The organism is Marinobacter sp. SS8-8, assembly GCF_030540945.1.
In the GTDB taxonomy this organism is placed as follows: Bacteria; Pseudomonadota; Gammaproteobacteria; order Pseudomonadales; family Oleiphilaceae; genus Marinobacter.
Map to the genome: position 1 here is coordinate 105,714 of NZ_JASSVN010000003.1, position 14,121 is coordinate 119,834.

Below are 14,121 nucleotides of genomic sequence, written 5' to 3' on the forward strand. Positions count from 1 at the left end.
GCCGGTCAGGCTGGCCGTGCCTGCCACCATCGGACCAGGGGTGTAATCACCGCCACCAGAACCGCCCCGGCCAGAACACCGAAAAGACCGTTCGCAACGGTGGGAATCAGTGCCCCGGCCATGCCGCCAAAGCCCTCGGCAAAATGATGAATGGCATCGTAAACCGGCGTAAAACCATGGATGAGAATACCACCGCCCACCAGGAACATGGCCAGAGTGCCGAGCACCGACAGTGTTTTCATCAGATACGGCGCCAGCCACAGTATCCCCTCACCCAGCCACTGTAAGATCGGGTTGTCTTTCTGGCTGAGGTACAGCCCTCCGTCGTCCAGCTTGACGATACCCGCCACCAGGCCATAAACGGCGACTGTGATTATGATGGCAACCACCGCCAGCACCATGAACTGCATGCCAATGGTCTGGGTGGATACGGTGCCCAAAGTGATGGCAATAATCTCGGCGGAGAGAATAAAATCGGTCCGGATGGCGCCCTTGATTTTGTCCTTCTCCACCGCGCGAAGGTCCACGCCAGGGTTCTTCAGGGCCTCGTGCAGTTCCGTCTTGCGCTTCTGATCCTCGTCCCGGTGCAGGAACTTGTGCACCAGCTTTTCAAAGCCCTCGAAACACAGGAACGCACCCCCAAGCATCAGCAGCGGCGTGACCAGCCAGGGCATGAAGAAGCTGATTGCCAGGGCCGCAGGCACCAGTACCGCCTTGTTGATCATGGAGCCCCGGGCCACGGCCCACACCACCGGCAGTTCCCGGGCCGGTTTTACCCCGGTCACCTGCTGGGCATTCAGCGCCAGGTCGTCACCCAGAACACCCGCCGTTTTTTTCGTTGCGGCTTTGGTCATCAGGGCAACATCGTCCAGCACCGTGGCGATGTCATCAATCAGTATGAGTAAACTGCTTCCTGCCATTGAGCATTCCTTTGTTGATGCGTATCAGGTAGTTAGCCCCATGGCCTCGGCGGCGATCCGGTTCTTGACCGGCCCCAGCTGATTGAGCCAGCGCATGCCGGTGTTCCGTAGCCAGCGCACCGGCAGTTCGTCGCGGCCAAACAGCTGCCTGAATGCTTCCATCGTGGCCATCATGGTGAGATTTTCACCTTTCCGGCGACGCTGATAGCGCTCCAGGACCAGGGCGTTGGCCGGGTCCAGGCCGGACTGCCGGGCCCGCGAGAGTTCATCCAGCAGGGCGCGGACATCACCATAACCGAGATTGGCGCCCTGCCCGGCCAGCGGGTGGATGGTATGGGCGGCGTCCCCCACCAGGACGAAACCGGGGGCAATGTAGTTCTTGGCGTGGCGTTGGCGAAGCGGGAAGGCAAACCGGCTGGAAACCGCTTCAACTACCCCCAGCTCACGCTCAATGGCCCGCTCAAGCTCGGCAGCGAATTCGCTGTCGCCTAGCGCCATCAGCCGACGGGCCTCCTCGGTGTCCTGGGACCAGACAATGGAACAGAAATGCTCATCTCCGGATTCGGTCAGCAGGGGCAGGAACGCCAGTGGCCCGGTCAGTGAAAACCGCTGCCAGGCGGTAAACCGGTGGCTCTGGCTGGTACGCACCGTGCACACGATAGCCTGCTGGTCGTAGTCCCATTCCCGGGTTGGCAGGCCCACCCACTGACGCAAGCGGGAGTTAGCGCCGTCGCAGCCCACCACCAGATGGGCAGCCAGCGTGCGGCCATCCTCAAGTTCCACACGACAACCGCCGGAAACCCGCTGGCAGCCGGTCATGGTCGCACCGTCGATCAGCTCAGCAGGGCTTTCGACCAGGGCTGAAAACAGGGCCCGCACGATGCTTCGGTTCTCGATGATGGTACCAAGGGCCCGAGCCTGGAGTTCGGCCGCATCGAATTCTATGCGGCCAGTACCGTCGCCATCCCAGACGGTCATGGTCTGATACGGGCAATGGCGGCCAGCAGTGATTGCGGACCACACTCCGAGTTGCTCCAGCAACTTCTGGCTGGCAACCGAAATGGCACTGACCCGGGGTTCAAAATCCGCCACGGTTTTCGCCGGATCCGGCGCCTGAACCAGTGCCTTGTGCCCAGCCCCCTCAACCAGGCCCACATGCCAGCCCTGGCGGGACAGGCCAAGGGCGAGGGCCGAGCCAATCATGCCGCCACCGACCACCAGGATATCGAAGGTTTTTGTCTCACTCATGGCGTGTCACTTCCCGGTTTACATTACCTGGCCGGTCGATCACGGCTCGCCGGCCGCCGAGGCCCATGGCCTTGCGGGCAAACCAGCGCTTTGCACCGGGCAGAAGATCAAGCCCCACCAGCCCCGCATCCCGGGCGGCGGTGATCGGCGGCATCGACTGCCCGAACACCCGCACCAGTGAATCCGAGAACCGGACCGTCTGCTGCCAGTCCTGCCGATGCAGCGACTGATACCGCCTGAGCACATCCAGGTCGCCAATAGATTTGCCCTGCTCTGCCGCCAGCCGGAACTGTTCCACCAGTGTCATCAGGCCCCGCAAGGCCAGGTTGAAGCCCTGCCCCGCCACCGGGTGAAGCGCATGGGCCGCGTTGCCCACCAGAGCGACCCCGGGGCGGATGGGCTCGTCTACCGTGGTCAGCGCCAGTGGATAGTGATGGCAGGTGCCGATGTGGGTAAATCGCCCCAGGCGCCAGCCGAACCGTTCCTGGAGCCGACGGCATTTGTCCTCACCCGGAAACTCCAGAACCTCCGCCAGCGCCTCGTCGGTCAGCGTCCATACCAGCGCAGATTGATGGCCGGCACGGGATGGGGAGCCGTGGGGCAACAACGCCATGGGGCCGGCATCGGTGAATCGCTCAAAGGCAGAAAAGCCATGACTGTCACCGGTGGAGACGTTGGCGATCAGGGCATTCTGGCCATAGCTATGTCGAGTGACCCTGAAACCAAGTTTCTCCCGCAACCCGGAGCGGCCACCATCCGCGACCACCAGGCACCGGGCAGTCAGCTCACAGGCGCCCTTGTCACCGGAGGTCAGCTGCACCCGGACGCCCCCAGGCATCGGCGTCATATCCGTCACGTCCGCTGGCGCCCGCCACTGAACCCCGGTTTCCAGCAACTCACGCATCAGGCACAGGCCCATCCAGCGATTGTCTACCACGTAACCCAGTGCGTCCTGACCGTGCTCGGCGGCATGCAACCGGGTGGCGCCGAAATGCCCCCGGTCGGAAACATAGATATGCCGGATCGGCGTGGCCTGCCCGGCGAGCCGATGCCAGAGCCCGAGCTCTTCGAAGATCAGCCGTGAACCCCACCCCAGCGCCGTGGAACGAGCATCGTAGCTGGGCTGATAACTTTCCGGCAGGGCCCCGGGCGAGAGCGGGAATGCCTCGACCACCGTCACACGGAGTGACGGCACCGCCCGGGCCAGCGCCAGCGCCAGCGTTGCCCCGGCGAGGCCGCCGCCGGCAATGATCAGATCGGTATCGGGCTTGGTCACAAGGTTGTCAGTCCGCCATCAGGGCTTCAATGTCGGCGATGGTTTTGGGAGCCGCATCGGTCAGGACGCGGCAACCGCCTTTGGTTACCACCACGTCGTCTTCAATACGGATTCCAATGCCTCGCCACTTCTCATCCACATTGGTATTGTCCGGGGCAATGTAGAGCCCGGGCTCAACCGTCAGCACCATCCCGGGCTCCAACTGGCGCCAGGCATCGCCCACCTTGTAATCCCCCACATCATGCACATCCATTCCCAGCCAATGGCCGGTGCGGTGCATGAAGAAGGGTTTGTAGGCCTCGTTGGCGATGGCGTCTTCCAGCGTACCGGACAACAGCCCCAGATCTATCAGCCCCTGGGTCAGCACCTCCAGCGCCGCCTCATGGGGCCGGTTCCAGTGGTTTTCCGGAGACACAGCCGCAATGGCCTGGTACTGGGCCGCCAGGACCACCTCATACAGGGCTCGCTGCTCATTGCTGAATTTTCCGCTGACCGGGAAAGTCCGGGTAATGTCCGAGGCGTAGCACTGGTACTCGCAGCCGGCATCGATCAACACCAGGTCGCCTTCTTTCAGCGGCGCGCTGTTCTCGATGTAGTGGAGGATGCAGCCGTTGGCTCCGCCGCCGACAATCGAAGGGTAAGCCGTTGATCGGGCGCCGTGTTCCATAAAAGTGTGGATCAGTTCGGCTTCCAGATTGTATTCGAAGCCGCCTTTTCGGGCCCGTTTCATGGCCCGGCAATGGGCCTCGGCGCTGATCTCGCCCGCCCTGGCCATGACCCTGATCTCATTGGCACTCTTATAGAGCCGCAGATCGTGGAGCAGGTGTTCCAGAGCCACGAACTCGCCGGGCGGGTGGGCACCACTGCGGACCTTGCTGCGAATCGTCCTCACCCAGTCCATCACCCGGGCGTCGAAATGGTCGTCCTTGCCCAGCGGGTAGTAAACCCGGCTGCGGCCTTCGATCATGCCCGGCAGGATGTCATCAATGTCTGAAATCGGAAAGGCGTCGTCCAGGCCATAGTGCTCAATAGCCCCCTCCGGGCCCGCCAGAAAACCGTCCCAAAGCTCTTTTTCCGGATGCCGCTCCTTGCAGAACAGGACCGACTCACCGTGTTCCCGCCCCGGGATCAGAACCAGCACCGCCTCTGGCTCACCAAAACCGGACAGGTAATGAAAATCGCTGTCCTGGCGAAACGGATGCAGCACGTCCCGGTTGCGAACACGCTCCGGCGCCGCCGGAACAATGGCAATGCTGTCCGGCGCCATGCGCTCCATCAGCCTGCGACGGCGCCCGGCAAACTCCTTCAGAGGTATCATGGGGGTCATACACTCTCCTGTCGTCGTTTTAGCCTGCTCAGTGCAGGGTCGGCGATTCAGACGCCGGCTTCTCCGGGGCATTGAACTCGGTAAACACCGCCAGCGCCCCCAGCCGGACGTATTCGGTGATCTCCAGCAACTGCTGCTCGCTTTCGTCGCCCGCTTCTTCCTCGTCGGAAAGCTGGCTGATCGCCACCATATCCTCAATCAGCTCGCGAATCTCATCCGGAGCCTGCCCCAAAGCCTCCCCGGCAGCGAGTGCCATTCCTTCCAGAAACCCCCGCACCCAGGCGACCAGCGCCTCAAGTCGCTGTTCAATGGCGTAATCATCGTCAGGCAATAAAGGATGGAAACTCATGTCGGCCGATTTCAAGAGCCCCAGAGCCTGATCGTAGGCCTTATTCATGAACGGAGCGAGGTCGCCGGACTCCTCGGCAGCACTCTGGGGCAATCCCATGTGCTCGCACACCATCGCCAGCCAGTCCAGTTCTTCTATACGTGACCCGGCAGCCAGTCGACCGCACAGGGCGCCATGCAATTCGGAGGGATGGCTGAACGCCTTGTGGGCGGTAAAGACATTGGCCCAGCGCTCAAATTCAGCGGCGCGGGCGGCGCCGGAAATGTCGGTTTCTGCCATGGAACAGGCGAATCCTGTGTTGATGAATTAGGGGTCTATCCTAGCATTCAGGCGATGCCAAGGCACTTCCTGTTGATTGTCATCCGGGGAGCGAACAACGTGTTATGGAATTCAGGCACACAGCCCGCACAGACGACCAAAAGCCCGAGCCAGCGATACCGTTACAGGACCCGGTGATACCCCCTGGGGAACACGCCTGAACCCGGCTGCAGACGCTTCAATTCGCAGAAGCAGCCGATCAGTGATTTGCATCACGCAGGCGCTGCAATGACAACCCTGTAAATTGACCGACTTAGCGTCCACACTTATAGTTAGTGGCAATTACCTTAAACCACTGCTGGGCGAGCCATGGAACAGTCCGAAGTAAGGGCATTAGCGGACAAGCTGGACAGGCTGATTGAGCGCTGCCAGAAACTGGAGCGGGACAACGTCACTTTGCGGGAACTGCAGGATGACTGGAACCGGGAACGGGCCCAACTGATGCAGAAGAACGATCACGCGAAGCACAAGATCGAAGCCATGATCGGCCGCCTTAGGGCCCTGGAGCATCACTGATGGCACAGCAATCCACCACGGTTGAGGTGAAGATCCTCGACAAAGAATACTTGGTCGCCTGTCCTGAGGAAGAACAGGACGCACTGATCAGGGCCGCCAGGCACCTGGATAGCAATATGCGGAAAATCCGCGCAGGCGGCAAAGTATTCGGCACTGAGCGCATTGCTGTCATGGCGGCGCTGAATATTACCCATGAATTGCTTGAACGCGACACCATGTCCGACGCCACCAGCACACTGCTCAGAGCCATGGACAACAAACTCGACGGCGCCCTCGGTGACGGCCCGGGCCATTAAAATCCGCACAGAATGCACGACAGGTGTTGCAATCGGCCCCGACCCTACCCGTATAATGGGATCAACTTCCTGGGCTGTTCGCGATGGTCGGATACGTCCTCGAGCCGATGCGCATTACCCAGGTGGCTACTTCAGGGCATTGTGAGCACGTCCCCGTCAGGGGAAAGCCTAATATGTCACAGCGGCCACCGACCTTGAACTCTGGGTTCAAGGGCCACATCCGATAACGGCAGCCCGGGAAGCTTTGTTTTGAGCCAGTTTATCGCCCCCCAACCGTTTGAAGACCATCCGGACACTCTTTCGCGCAGTGAACTCCGCAAACGTCTTCGGCAGCACCGGCGCGCGCTTAGTTTCGAGCAGCAGCAACAAGCCGCCGAGTACCTGGCCATGAACCTGCTGAAGAACCTTGACCTGCACCGCGCCCGCCATATTGCCATCTACCTGCCCAACGACGGCGAAATTGATCCCCACGTCTATCTGGACATCGCCCGGCGCAAGGGTATCCGCTTCTACCTGCCGGTATTGCATCCGATTCACGAAGGCAGGCTGGCCTTCAGCCCGTATTACGATGGTGTAGAGCTGACCGCCAACCGCTTTGGCATCCCTGAGCCAGCGTTCAGCAAAGGCCTGCGGCGCCCGGCCTGGGCACTGGATGCCGTACTGTTTCCATTAGTGGGTTTTGATGAACAGGGCGGAAGACTGGGAATGGGCGGCGGCTTCTACGACAGAACGTTTGCCTTCAGCCGTATACGACCAAGACTGGCACCGAAACTGATTGGCCTGGCCCACGATTTTCAGAAGGTAAGAAAGCTGCCGGTAGAGCCCTGGGATGTCCCCCTGCACAGCGTGGTGACCGATAAGCGGCGTTACCGGTTCAAAGGCTGACTCATGACCTGAACAGAGCCAACAAGATTGGAGGCTCGTGCGCCTTTGTCTTCCGAGGCGTGGATGGATGTGAAACCAGTAATCACAAGGCCGACGGCAAAAATCAGCACAATGGCTTTGATGATGTCAGGCTTACCGCCCATGGCTTCAGTTCCTCAAAATACAGTTTTGAAAATGTCGGGAAATCAGCAAGCTATTCTTGACTTCAAGAATCAGAAGAAAGACTAACATCTATCTCCGGTTTTACAATTTTTCACAGATTAAACTTCCGTAAGCTTTCTCAGAGCTTACGAAACGGTTGGGGACACCCTTTCTGAAACTGTGCGGAGCCAAAGCAACACATGGATGTGCCGCCAGGAGCGTGTTTCTGAAAGGGTGTCCCCAATCGGTTCCCGCACTGAATTCACGAGCTAGGAGGACCGGGTGTTACCCTGCCCCAGAAACAGCTGATAAGCCTCATTATCCGTCATGCTCTCATAGCGGAAGCCGACCTTATCGAGCATTTTCTCGAAGTCCTGCACCTCGCCATCCTCAACTTGGGCTCCCAACAAAACCCGGCTGTAGGCCGCACCGTGATTACGGTAATGGAACATGGAAATATTCCAGCGGGTACCCAGTGACATCAGGAACTTGAGCAACGCACCGGGGCGCTCCGGGAACTCGAACTGGAAAACCTTTTCGTTGGTAATGCTCGGCGCGTGGCCGCCCACCATATGGCGAATGTGCTGCTTGGCCAGATCGCTGTCGGTCAGATCAGCCACCGAATAACCGGTCTCACGGAGGTCCTGAACCAGCTCCTCGCGGCCGTGCCCTCCTGCCGCAATCTGAATGCCCACGAAAATCGTGGCATTGGTGGCATCGGCATAGCGATAGTTGAACTCGGTAATGCTGCGTTTGTGCAGGGCATTGATAAAGGTCTTGAAGGCGCCCGGTTTTTCCGGGATGGTGACGGCCAGGATCGCCTCGCGCTTCTCACCCACTTCCGTGCGCTCGGAAATATAGCGCAGTCGATCAAAGTTCATGTTGGCACCGCTGAGGGTGGCAATCAGGTTTTCGCCCTCAATCCGCTCCCGCTCGATGTACTTCTTGATGCCCGCCACGCCCAACGCACCAGCTGGCTCGGCAATGGACCGGGTATCTTCAAATACATCCTTGATGGCGGCGCAGATTTCATCGGTGGATACGGTAATCACCTCGTCCACGTGGTCCTTGCAGATCTCCCAGGGATACTTGCCGATCTGCTTGACGGCCACGCCATCGGCGAAAATGCCAACTTCATCCAGCACTACGCGTTTGCCGGCCTTCATGGCGGCCTGCAGGCAGTTGGAATCCTCCGGCTCGACGCCAATTACTTTGACCTCGGGGCGCAGATACTTGATGTAGGCCGCCATGCCAGCAATCAGGCCGCCGCCACCGACACAGATAAAGATCGCGTGGATCGGCTTGCTGAACTGCCACATGATTTCCATGGCCACAGTGCCCTGGCCGGCGATCACATCAGGATCGTCATAGGGCGGAATGTAGGTGTAGCCGTGCTTCCGGATCAGCTCCTGGGCATGGGCAGCGGCGTCATCAAAGGCATCGCCCTTCAGCACCACCCTGGCACCGTGGTCCCGCACTGAGCGCACCTTAATCTCCGGCGTGGTCTGGGGCATGACTATCACCGCCTTGATGCCAAGCTTTTTCGCCGCCAGAGCCACACCCTGGGCGTGATTGCCAGCCGAGGCACAGATCACGCCCCTGGCCTTCTGCTCTTCGGAAAGCTGGGCGATCCGGTTATAGGCGCCGCGAATCTTGAAGGAGAACACCGGCTGAAGGTCTTCACGCTTGAGCAGAATATTATTGCCAAAGCGCTGGGACAGACTACGGGCTTCAGTCAGGGGTGTTTCGATGGCCACGTCATAGACGCGCGCATCGAGAATCTTCTTGATGTAGCGTTGCGGCATAGCAGTTCCGGCTTTTGGTTGGTGTGTGATTGGTGGCTGGCTGATAAAAGCCCACAGTGTAGAAAGTTTGCACGGCAGCCGTCTATAAGCAGAGGGCTCTTAAGCGCTATAATGCGCACAAAGCCAACCTGATTTGCAGCCGGAGCCTCCGATGACCCAGGACGAACTGAAAAAAGCCGTCGCCAAAGCCGCCATTGATTACATCGTCCCCCGCCTTGATAGCGAGAGCGTGATCGGTGTTGGCACCGGCAGCACGGCGAGCTTCTTCATCGACATGCTCGCGGAACTGAAAACCGAATTCGACGGCGCCGTTGCCAGCTCCGAAGCGACCGCCGAGCGCCTGAAAAGCCACGGCATCCCGGTCTATGATCTCAACAGCGCCGGCGATCTGGAGTTCTACGTGGATGGCGCCGATGAAACCAACGAGCGCCTGGAACTGATCAAGGGCGGCGGTGCCGCACTGACCCGGGAGAAGATCGTGGCAGCGGTTGCCAAAACCTTCATCTGCATTGCCGACGATTCCAAGATGGTGGGCGTTCTGGGCCAGTTCCCGCTGCCGGTGGAAGTCATTCCCATGGCCCGCAGCCATGTTGGCCGGGAAATCGTCAACCTGGGGGGCGATCCGGTTTACCGTGAAGGCGTGACTACCGACAACGGCAACATCATTATCGATATTCACAACCTGGACATCTCCCGCCCGATCCAGGTCGAGGAAAGGCTCAACAACATCGTAGGTGTAGTGACCAATGGCTTGTTCGCTCGCCGTCCGGCCGATTTGCTGTTGCTTGGCACCAAAGACGGGGTAAAGAGCATTCCTCGTAAGGGCGCCTGAGCCACTTACCTGTCGCAAAACAAAGCTGGCCTTTCGGGCCAGCTTTTTTATTGCCCAGACCCCCTAAAACCAAGCGCTTGCTTGGTACCAGAAATTAGGCGACACTCCTCCCATTGATTCCGATCAGGGAGCTATACCGTGTCCGATTACTTCAACGAAACTCACCAACAGGTTCGCGCCACCGCCCGCAAGTTCATCCAAACCCACGTATTGCCGCACATCGACGACTGGGAAGAAGCGGGTGAGTTTCCCCGGGATCTCTACAAGAAGGCCGGGGATGCAGGTTTGTTGGGCATAGGCTTTCCCGAAGCATTGGGCGGGATCGGAGAAGGCGACATCTATCTGAAAGTGGCTGTTTCCGAAGAACTGATGCGCTCCACCTCCGGCGGCCTGGTTGCCGGGCTCGGCTCGCTGGATATCGGACTGCCGCCGGTGGCCAAATGGGCAAGAAAGGACATTCGTGAGCAGATCGTGCCGCCCGTGCTGCGGGGCGAAAAGATAGCCGCACTGGCCGTTACCGAACCCGGCGGCGGGTCCGATGTCGCCAACCTGAAAACCCGGGCGGTCCGGGACTGCGACCATTACATCGTCAACGGTAGCAAGACCTTCATCACCAGCGGCATGCGTGCAGATCACTACACCGTTGCCGTGCGCACCGGGGGCGAAGGTCATGCCGGTATCAGTCTGTTACTGATCGACCGGGACACGCCCGGATTCTCCACCGGCAAGAAACTGCGAAAAATGGGCTGGTGGGCCAGCGACACCGCCGAACTTTTCTTCGAGGATTGTCGTGTCCCGGCCGACCGCCTGATCGGCGCCGAAAACTCCGGCTTCATCGCCATCATGAGCAACTTCCTGTTCGAGCGTCTCAGCCTGGCCATCATGGCCTACATGACCGCCCAGCTCGCCTACGAGGCGGCACTGGAGTACACCCAACAAAGAAAGGCGTTTGGTCGCAACATTGCCGGCTTTCAGGTAACCCGCCACAAGCTGGTGGACATGGCCACCCAGATCGACGTGGCCCGGGAATACACCTACCGCTGCGCGGCCCTGATGCAGGCGGGCAAGAATCCCATCAAGGAAGTGGCCATGGCCAAGAACTTCTCGGTGGATGTGTGCGAAAAGGTCACCCGGGAAGCGGTGCAGCTGTTCGGTGGCATGGGGTATATGCGGGAAACCGTCGTCGAGCGCCTGTACCGCGACGCCAAGATTCTCTCCATCGGCGGCGGCACGACAGAGATCATGAAGGAGCTTATTGCCAAGCAGATCAAGCTATGAGGCAGAAAGAACAGATCAAGCGCCGCCCAAGACAACCTCCGCAGACTATTCCCAACATCCCGGCAAAAGGCGCGGTCCAAAAGACCGCGTTCAATTCTTGCCGTACGATGCATTCCGTTGCCCTACTGTTTCACATCCAGCATGCCGTAAGGCCGCTCCTTCACGCCCTTGAGCAGGCCTACGATCACGTCCGTGCCACTCATCGGCGCCATTTCCGGGTAGTCCTTCATCTCGATGGCGCCTTCGATTTCCAGGTGGCCGTAACGAAAGCTATTCACCTTGCCATCAGTGGCCACCCAGCGGAACTCCCGTTCGGTCTCGCTGTACTTGCCGTCGCTGATAAACAGCCGGCCCTTGCGGCCCGCCACTTTCATGCTGCTTGAGGCCAGGAAGGCCAACATGCCGCTGGCTTCGCTCAGCACGTCTTTCAGCCTCTGTTTGCTGGTGTAGGTCCCCGCTTTCAACAAAAATTGCGAGCGCTGACCGTTGTAGAATTTCATGCTGTACCCCTCCCGTTCCGGGGTCACCGTGTTCACCACCACGAATTCCCGGTCCAGGCACACCCCTGCTTTTTTGTGGGGCCAGGGGTGGTACTCAACAGCCGCTGCGCGCTCCTGCATCCGGGCCAGCCGCTTCCGGTAGATGGCTTTATAATCAGGTTCGTCACGCGATACCAATCCAAGCGCCCCTTGCCCTTGAATAGCAATGGCCTGCTCTACCTCTGGGAAGTCCTTCAGGAAGAAAGTTTCAAACTTGTGGCTTCGATTTGGCTTTTCACGCATGCCTGGAATTTTTCTTCTGTCAGCGTAAAAAACCAGGGTCTTAAGGCTACTCTCCAGACTCTCGTGCACGTAGCCGGTTTCCACAATCTCCTTTTGGCGTTCAGCTTCCACACGGGCCTGCCATTTCTCAACACGGTGCTCGCCATGGTAGGCGGTGTCGTGGACCTGTTCCTCCGGCGGATACACCGAGGTCACGATCTGCTCATCGTTGTATCCGCTGCGAATCAGTTTCATGTCCGCCGGCAGCTCCAGTTGATAGCGGCCCGCGCAGTGTTCCGTGAATTTGAATTCCGGGACCTCTGCTTCATTGACGTCCGTTTTACTCATGGCCATTCCTTGTATGGTTTGTGTCAGTAATAGCAGCCCTGCCAGGGCATTGCGGATAACCGGTGTCATTCAGCCTCCCAGTTTGCTGTGAATGTCGGGCAGCAGCGTTTGCAGTTCACCCACCACCAGATCCCGCACATCCGGGCAGTTGAAAAACGTTTGGTGCTCCTCCGTGGCCGGCAGGGAATAAGGTGGCGTATTGGTCGCGTGGTAAGTCCGCCCGGTTATGATCGGCTGGTCCGGATCACCGTCCAGGAAGCTGACAATCACCTCGTGACCGACGCGAGGCAAGGCCATGAATCCGTATTGCCCGCCAGCCCAGCCCTGGCTTACCCGTAACCAGGCACTGCTGTGCTCATCGTCCGTGCCGTAACGGTCCCAGGGAAACCATACCTTTACCCTTCCGTGATCATCGCAATAAATCTCCTCCCCGACCGGCCCCGTCACCCTGGCTATTTGAGGGCCGTCCATTACCGGGCGGCAGTTGTCGTTCCGCGGACACCAGTTCACGGTCGCAGGCACCGCCGTGAAACGATTTCCGTAGGTTGTTGGCTCGCCGCCGGCTTCTTCCTCCAGCGCCTGCGGCTGGACACCGTGATGCGTCACCCCCGTCAGTAACCATTCAATGTTGGATGCCTCATCAAAATGGTCTTCCAGAGGAACGCATGCGCCGGCCGTGAAATCGGCCCGATTGCTCTCACCGCTGGCGGTACTCACATTTCGTCGGAGGCCATCAAGCCGGGCCCGGGCGAACGGTTCGCCGCTGGCATCCTGCTTGTACCGCCCCGGGTAGTCGTAGTGTTCGTAGTCCGGTCGCTGATGCTTAAGGCCCGACGCCATGCCCATATGGTCAAGCCCATAGGCGGGGTTACGGAAGGTGTAGTCTTTCATGACAACTCCGGCAACACCGACCCGCTCGGTGGTGTCAAACCGGGTTATGCGGCTTTGCCGGCTGCTACCGCCAGCCATGGCATTGTAGGGGGCTTTGTCCAGCTTCAGTGAGTCCCGGTGATGATCGGCAATAACAAACTCAGAGCTCTCCGGCCCGTGTTCGATACGGAAATGCCAGCCTTCCTCGGCGGCCAACCGCTGCAGGAAAGCAAGATCGGACTCGCGGTATTGCACGCAGTATTCCCGTTCTTCCGGTGTTCGAACCAAATTGAAACGTGTGCCTGTCACTCCGTATTCATCCAGCAACACCCGCACTATCGCTTCGGTATCCTTATGCTGAAATATCCGGCTGTTCCGGCCTAAACCGAGGCGCCACAGGGTGGGCCTGATCACCATTTGGTAGCGGGTTCGGTGGTGGCCCACAGCACCACGACAAAACTCTGCCACTACCCCCCTGAACTGCCGCAGCAACCGACCATCCTGATAGATTCGAAGGATCATCTCTTGTTGCAGCACCTCCGCCGGCGCAACCTGGCTGGCTTTGCTGAACGCTGTCAGGTTGAGAGTAAACACGTCGGAAAGTGCCTCAACAACCTCGAACTCGTACACACGGAAAGTATCGTCGGGTAGGTCCCCAACACCCACGGTGAATTGCAAGCCTGTGGAATCCAGCATTAACAACGTCCTTTGTCAGTAGGATCAATACTCGATCAGTGAGTATCAGGAGAAAAAAGGGATAAGTGGGAACGGCGTCGAGTAATTACGGGAGTTCGCCTAGGGGATGGAGGAATACCCGGGCTCCGGTTCTCCTCGTGCTCGCTACGATAACAACTCTGGTAAAGCTGAAAGCCCTCACGGGCCAAGGCGAGGAATCTGTGGTGGGAAATGCCTCCGGGGCGAGACGGAGAGCCGCCGAAGTGAGAAGTGCCC

The 14,121-nt window shown here is 59.2% G+C and carries 13 protein-coding genes, 1 other RNA gene and 1 pseudogene; 6 read left to right on the forward strand and 9 right to left on the reverse strand.

Annotated elements, in window-relative coordinates; all coding sequences use genetic code 11:
* Window positions 1–5: 5 nt before the first annotated feature.
* Genes QPL96_RS04335 through QPL96_RS04355 form a run of 5 tightly spaced genes read right to left on the reverse strand, consistent with a single transcriptional unit; the run spans window position 6 to window position 5,399 of the window.
* Window positions 6–920: a DUF808 domain-containing protein gene (locus tag QPL96_RS04335; RefSeq protein ID WP_303285804.1), complete on the reverse strand. Its 915-nt coding sequence runs from the start codon at window positions 918–920 to the stop codon at window positions 6–8.
* A gap of 24 nt (window positions 921–944) precedes the next feature.
* Window positions 945–2,168, reverse strand: a complete 1,224-nt coding sequence (locus QPL96_RS04340) for a UbiH/UbiF/VisC/COQ6 family ubiquinone biosynthesis hydroxylase (protein WP_303285806.1) — start codon at window positions 2,166–2,168, stop codon at window positions 945–947.
* Window positions 2,161–3,444, reverse strand: a complete 1,284-nt coding sequence (gene ubiH, locus QPL96_RS04345; RefSeq protein WP_303285808.1) for a 2-octaprenyl-6-methoxyphenyl hydroxylase — start codon at window positions 3,442–3,444, stop codon at window positions 2,161–2,163. The genes QPL96_RS04340 and ubiH overlap by 8 nt, the downstream gene beginning before the upstream one ends.
* Before the next feature lie 7 nt (window positions 3,445–3,451).
* Window positions 3,452–4,771, reverse strand: a complete 1,320-nt coding sequence (pepP, locus tag QPL96_RS04350) for a Xaa-Pro aminopeptidase (RefSeq protein WP_303285809.1) — start codon at window positions 4,769–4,771, stop codon at window positions 3,452–3,454.
* A gap of 28 nt (window positions 4,772–4,799) precedes the next feature.
* Window positions 4,800–5,399, reverse strand: coding sequence for a UPF0149 family protein (locus QPL96_RS04355; protein WP_303285811.1), 600 nt, complete (start codon window positions 5,397–5,399; stop codon window positions 4,800–4,802).
* 348 nt (window positions 5,400–5,747) lie between these two features.
* On the opposite strand from QPL96_RS04355, the gene QPL96_RS04360 reads away from it, so the two are divergent.
* From QPL96_RS04360 to QPL96_RS04375, 4 genes are all read left to right on the forward strand, one after another.
* Window positions 5,748–5,954 carry a TIGR02449 family protein gene (locus QPL96_RS04360; protein ID WP_303285812.1) on the forward strand — a complete coding sequence of 69 codons (207 nt, stop codon included), beginning with the start codon at window positions 5,748–5,750 and terminating at the stop codon, window positions 5,952–5,954.
* Window positions 5,954–6,250 carry a cell division protein ZapA gene (locus QPL96_RS04365; protein WP_303285813.1) on the forward strand — a complete coding sequence of 99 codons (297 nt, stop codon included), beginning with the start codon at window positions 5,954–5,956 and terminating at the stop codon, window positions 6,248–6,250. Before QPL96_RS04360 ends, QPL96_RS04365 begins: the two co-directional genes overlap by 1 nt.
* Window positions 6,251–6,313: 63 nt before the next feature.
* Window positions 6,314–6,495: non-coding RNA, 6S RNA (gene ssrS / locus QPL96_RS04370), on the forward strand.
* Between the two features lie 4 nt (window positions 6,496–6,499).
* Window positions 6,500–7,135, forward strand: a complete 636-nt coding sequence (locus tag QPL96_RS04375; protein WP_303285815.1) for a 5-formyltetrahydrofolate cyclo-ligase — start codon at window positions 6,500–6,502, stop codon at window positions 7,133–7,135.
* Here QPL96_RS04375 and QPL96_RS04380 read toward each other — a convergent pair.
* Both QPL96_RS04380 and ilvA read right to left on the reverse strand, forming a co-directional pair.
* The gene (locus tag QPL96_RS04380; protein WP_303285816.1) at window positions 7,117–7,278 is read right to left on the reverse strand and encodes a hypothetical protein; all 162 of its coding nucleotides are present in this window, start codon (window positions 7,276–7,278) and stop codon (window positions 7,117–7,119) included. The genes QPL96_RS04375 and QPL96_RS04380 overlap by 19 nt on opposite strands.
* Window positions 7,279–7,545: 267 nt before the next feature.
* Window positions 7,546–9,081, reverse strand: coding sequence for a threonine ammonia-lyase, biosynthetic (gene ilvA / locus QPL96_RS04385; RefSeq protein WP_303285818.1), 1,536 nt, complete (start codon window positions 9,079–9,081; stop codon window positions 7,546–7,548).
* A 151-nt stretch (window positions 9,082–9,232) separates the two neighbouring features.
* Between ilvA and rpiA the strand changes: the two genes are divergently transcribed.
* Complete coding sequence (gene rpiA / locus QPL96_RS04390) at window positions 9,233–9,913, forward strand: ribose-5-phosphate isomerase RpiA (protein ID WP_303285819.1); 681 nt, start codon at window positions 9,233–9,235, stop codon at window positions 9,911–9,913.
* A 138-nt stretch (window positions 9,914–10,051) separates the two neighbouring features.
* Complete coding sequence (locus QPL96_RS04395; RefSeq protein WP_303285820.1) at window positions 10,052–11,191, forward strand: acyl-CoA dehydrogenase family protein; 1,140 nt, start codon at window positions 10,052–10,054, stop codon at window positions 11,189–11,191.
* A gap of 122 nt (window positions 11,192–11,313) precedes the next feature.
* Here QPL96_RS04395 and QPL96_RS04400 read toward each other — a convergent pair whose 3' ends face one another.
* Both QPL96_RS04400 and tssI read right to left on the reverse strand, forming a co-directional pair.
* Complete coding sequence (locus QPL96_RS04400) at window positions 11,314–12,369, reverse strand: hypothetical protein (RefSeq protein ID WP_303285821.1); 1,056 nt, start codon at window positions 12,367–12,369, stop codon at window positions 11,314–11,316.
* An 87-nt stretch (window positions 12,370–12,456) separates the two neighbouring features.
* Window positions 12,457–13,866, reverse strand: a pseudogene (gene tssI, locus QPL96_RS04405) (type VI secretion system tip protein TssI/VgrG); the annotation flags it as partial.
* Between the last annotated feature and the right edge of the window lie 255 nt (window positions 13,867–14,121).

Coding starts and splice junctions, on each gene's coding strand:
- QPL96_RS04335 (WP_303285804.1), bottom strand. CDS start 920: ATGGCAGGAAGCAGTTTACTCATACTGATTGATGACATCGCCACGGTG.
- QPL96_RS04340 (WP_303285806.1), bottom strand. CDS start 2,168: ATGAGTGAGACAAAAACCTTCGATATCCTGGTGGTCGGTGGCGGCATG.
- pepP (WP_303285809.1), bottom strand. CDS start 4,771: ATGACCCCCATGATACCTCTGAAGGAGTTTGCCGGGCGCCGTCGCAGG.
- QPL96_RS04355 (WP_303285811.1), bottom strand. CDS start 5,399: ATGGCAGAAACCGACATTTCCGGCGCCGCCCGCGCCGCTGAATTTGAG.
- QPL96_RS04360 (WP_303285812.1), top strand. CDS start 5,748: ATGGAACAGTCCGAAGTAAGGGCATTAGCGGACAAGCTGGACAGGCTG.
- QPL96_RS04365 (WP_303285813.1), top strand. CDS start 5,954: ATGGCACAGCAATCCACCACGGTTGAGGTGAAGATCCTCGACAAAGAA.
- QPL96_RS04380 (WP_303285816.1), bottom strand. CDS start 7,278: ATGGGCGGTAAGCCTGACATCATCAAAGCCATTGTGCTGATTTTTGCC.
- ilvA (WP_303285818.1), bottom strand. CDS start 9,081: ATGCCGCAACGCTACATCAAGAAGATTCTCGATGCGCGCGTCTATGAC.
- rpiA (WP_303285819.1), top strand. CDS start 9,233: ATGACCCAGGACGAACTGAAAAAAGCCGTCGCCAAAGCCGCCATTGAT.
- QPL96_RS04400 (WP_303285821.1), bottom strand. CDS start 12,369: ATGACACCGGTTATCCGCAATGCCCTGGCAGGGCTGCTATTACTGACA.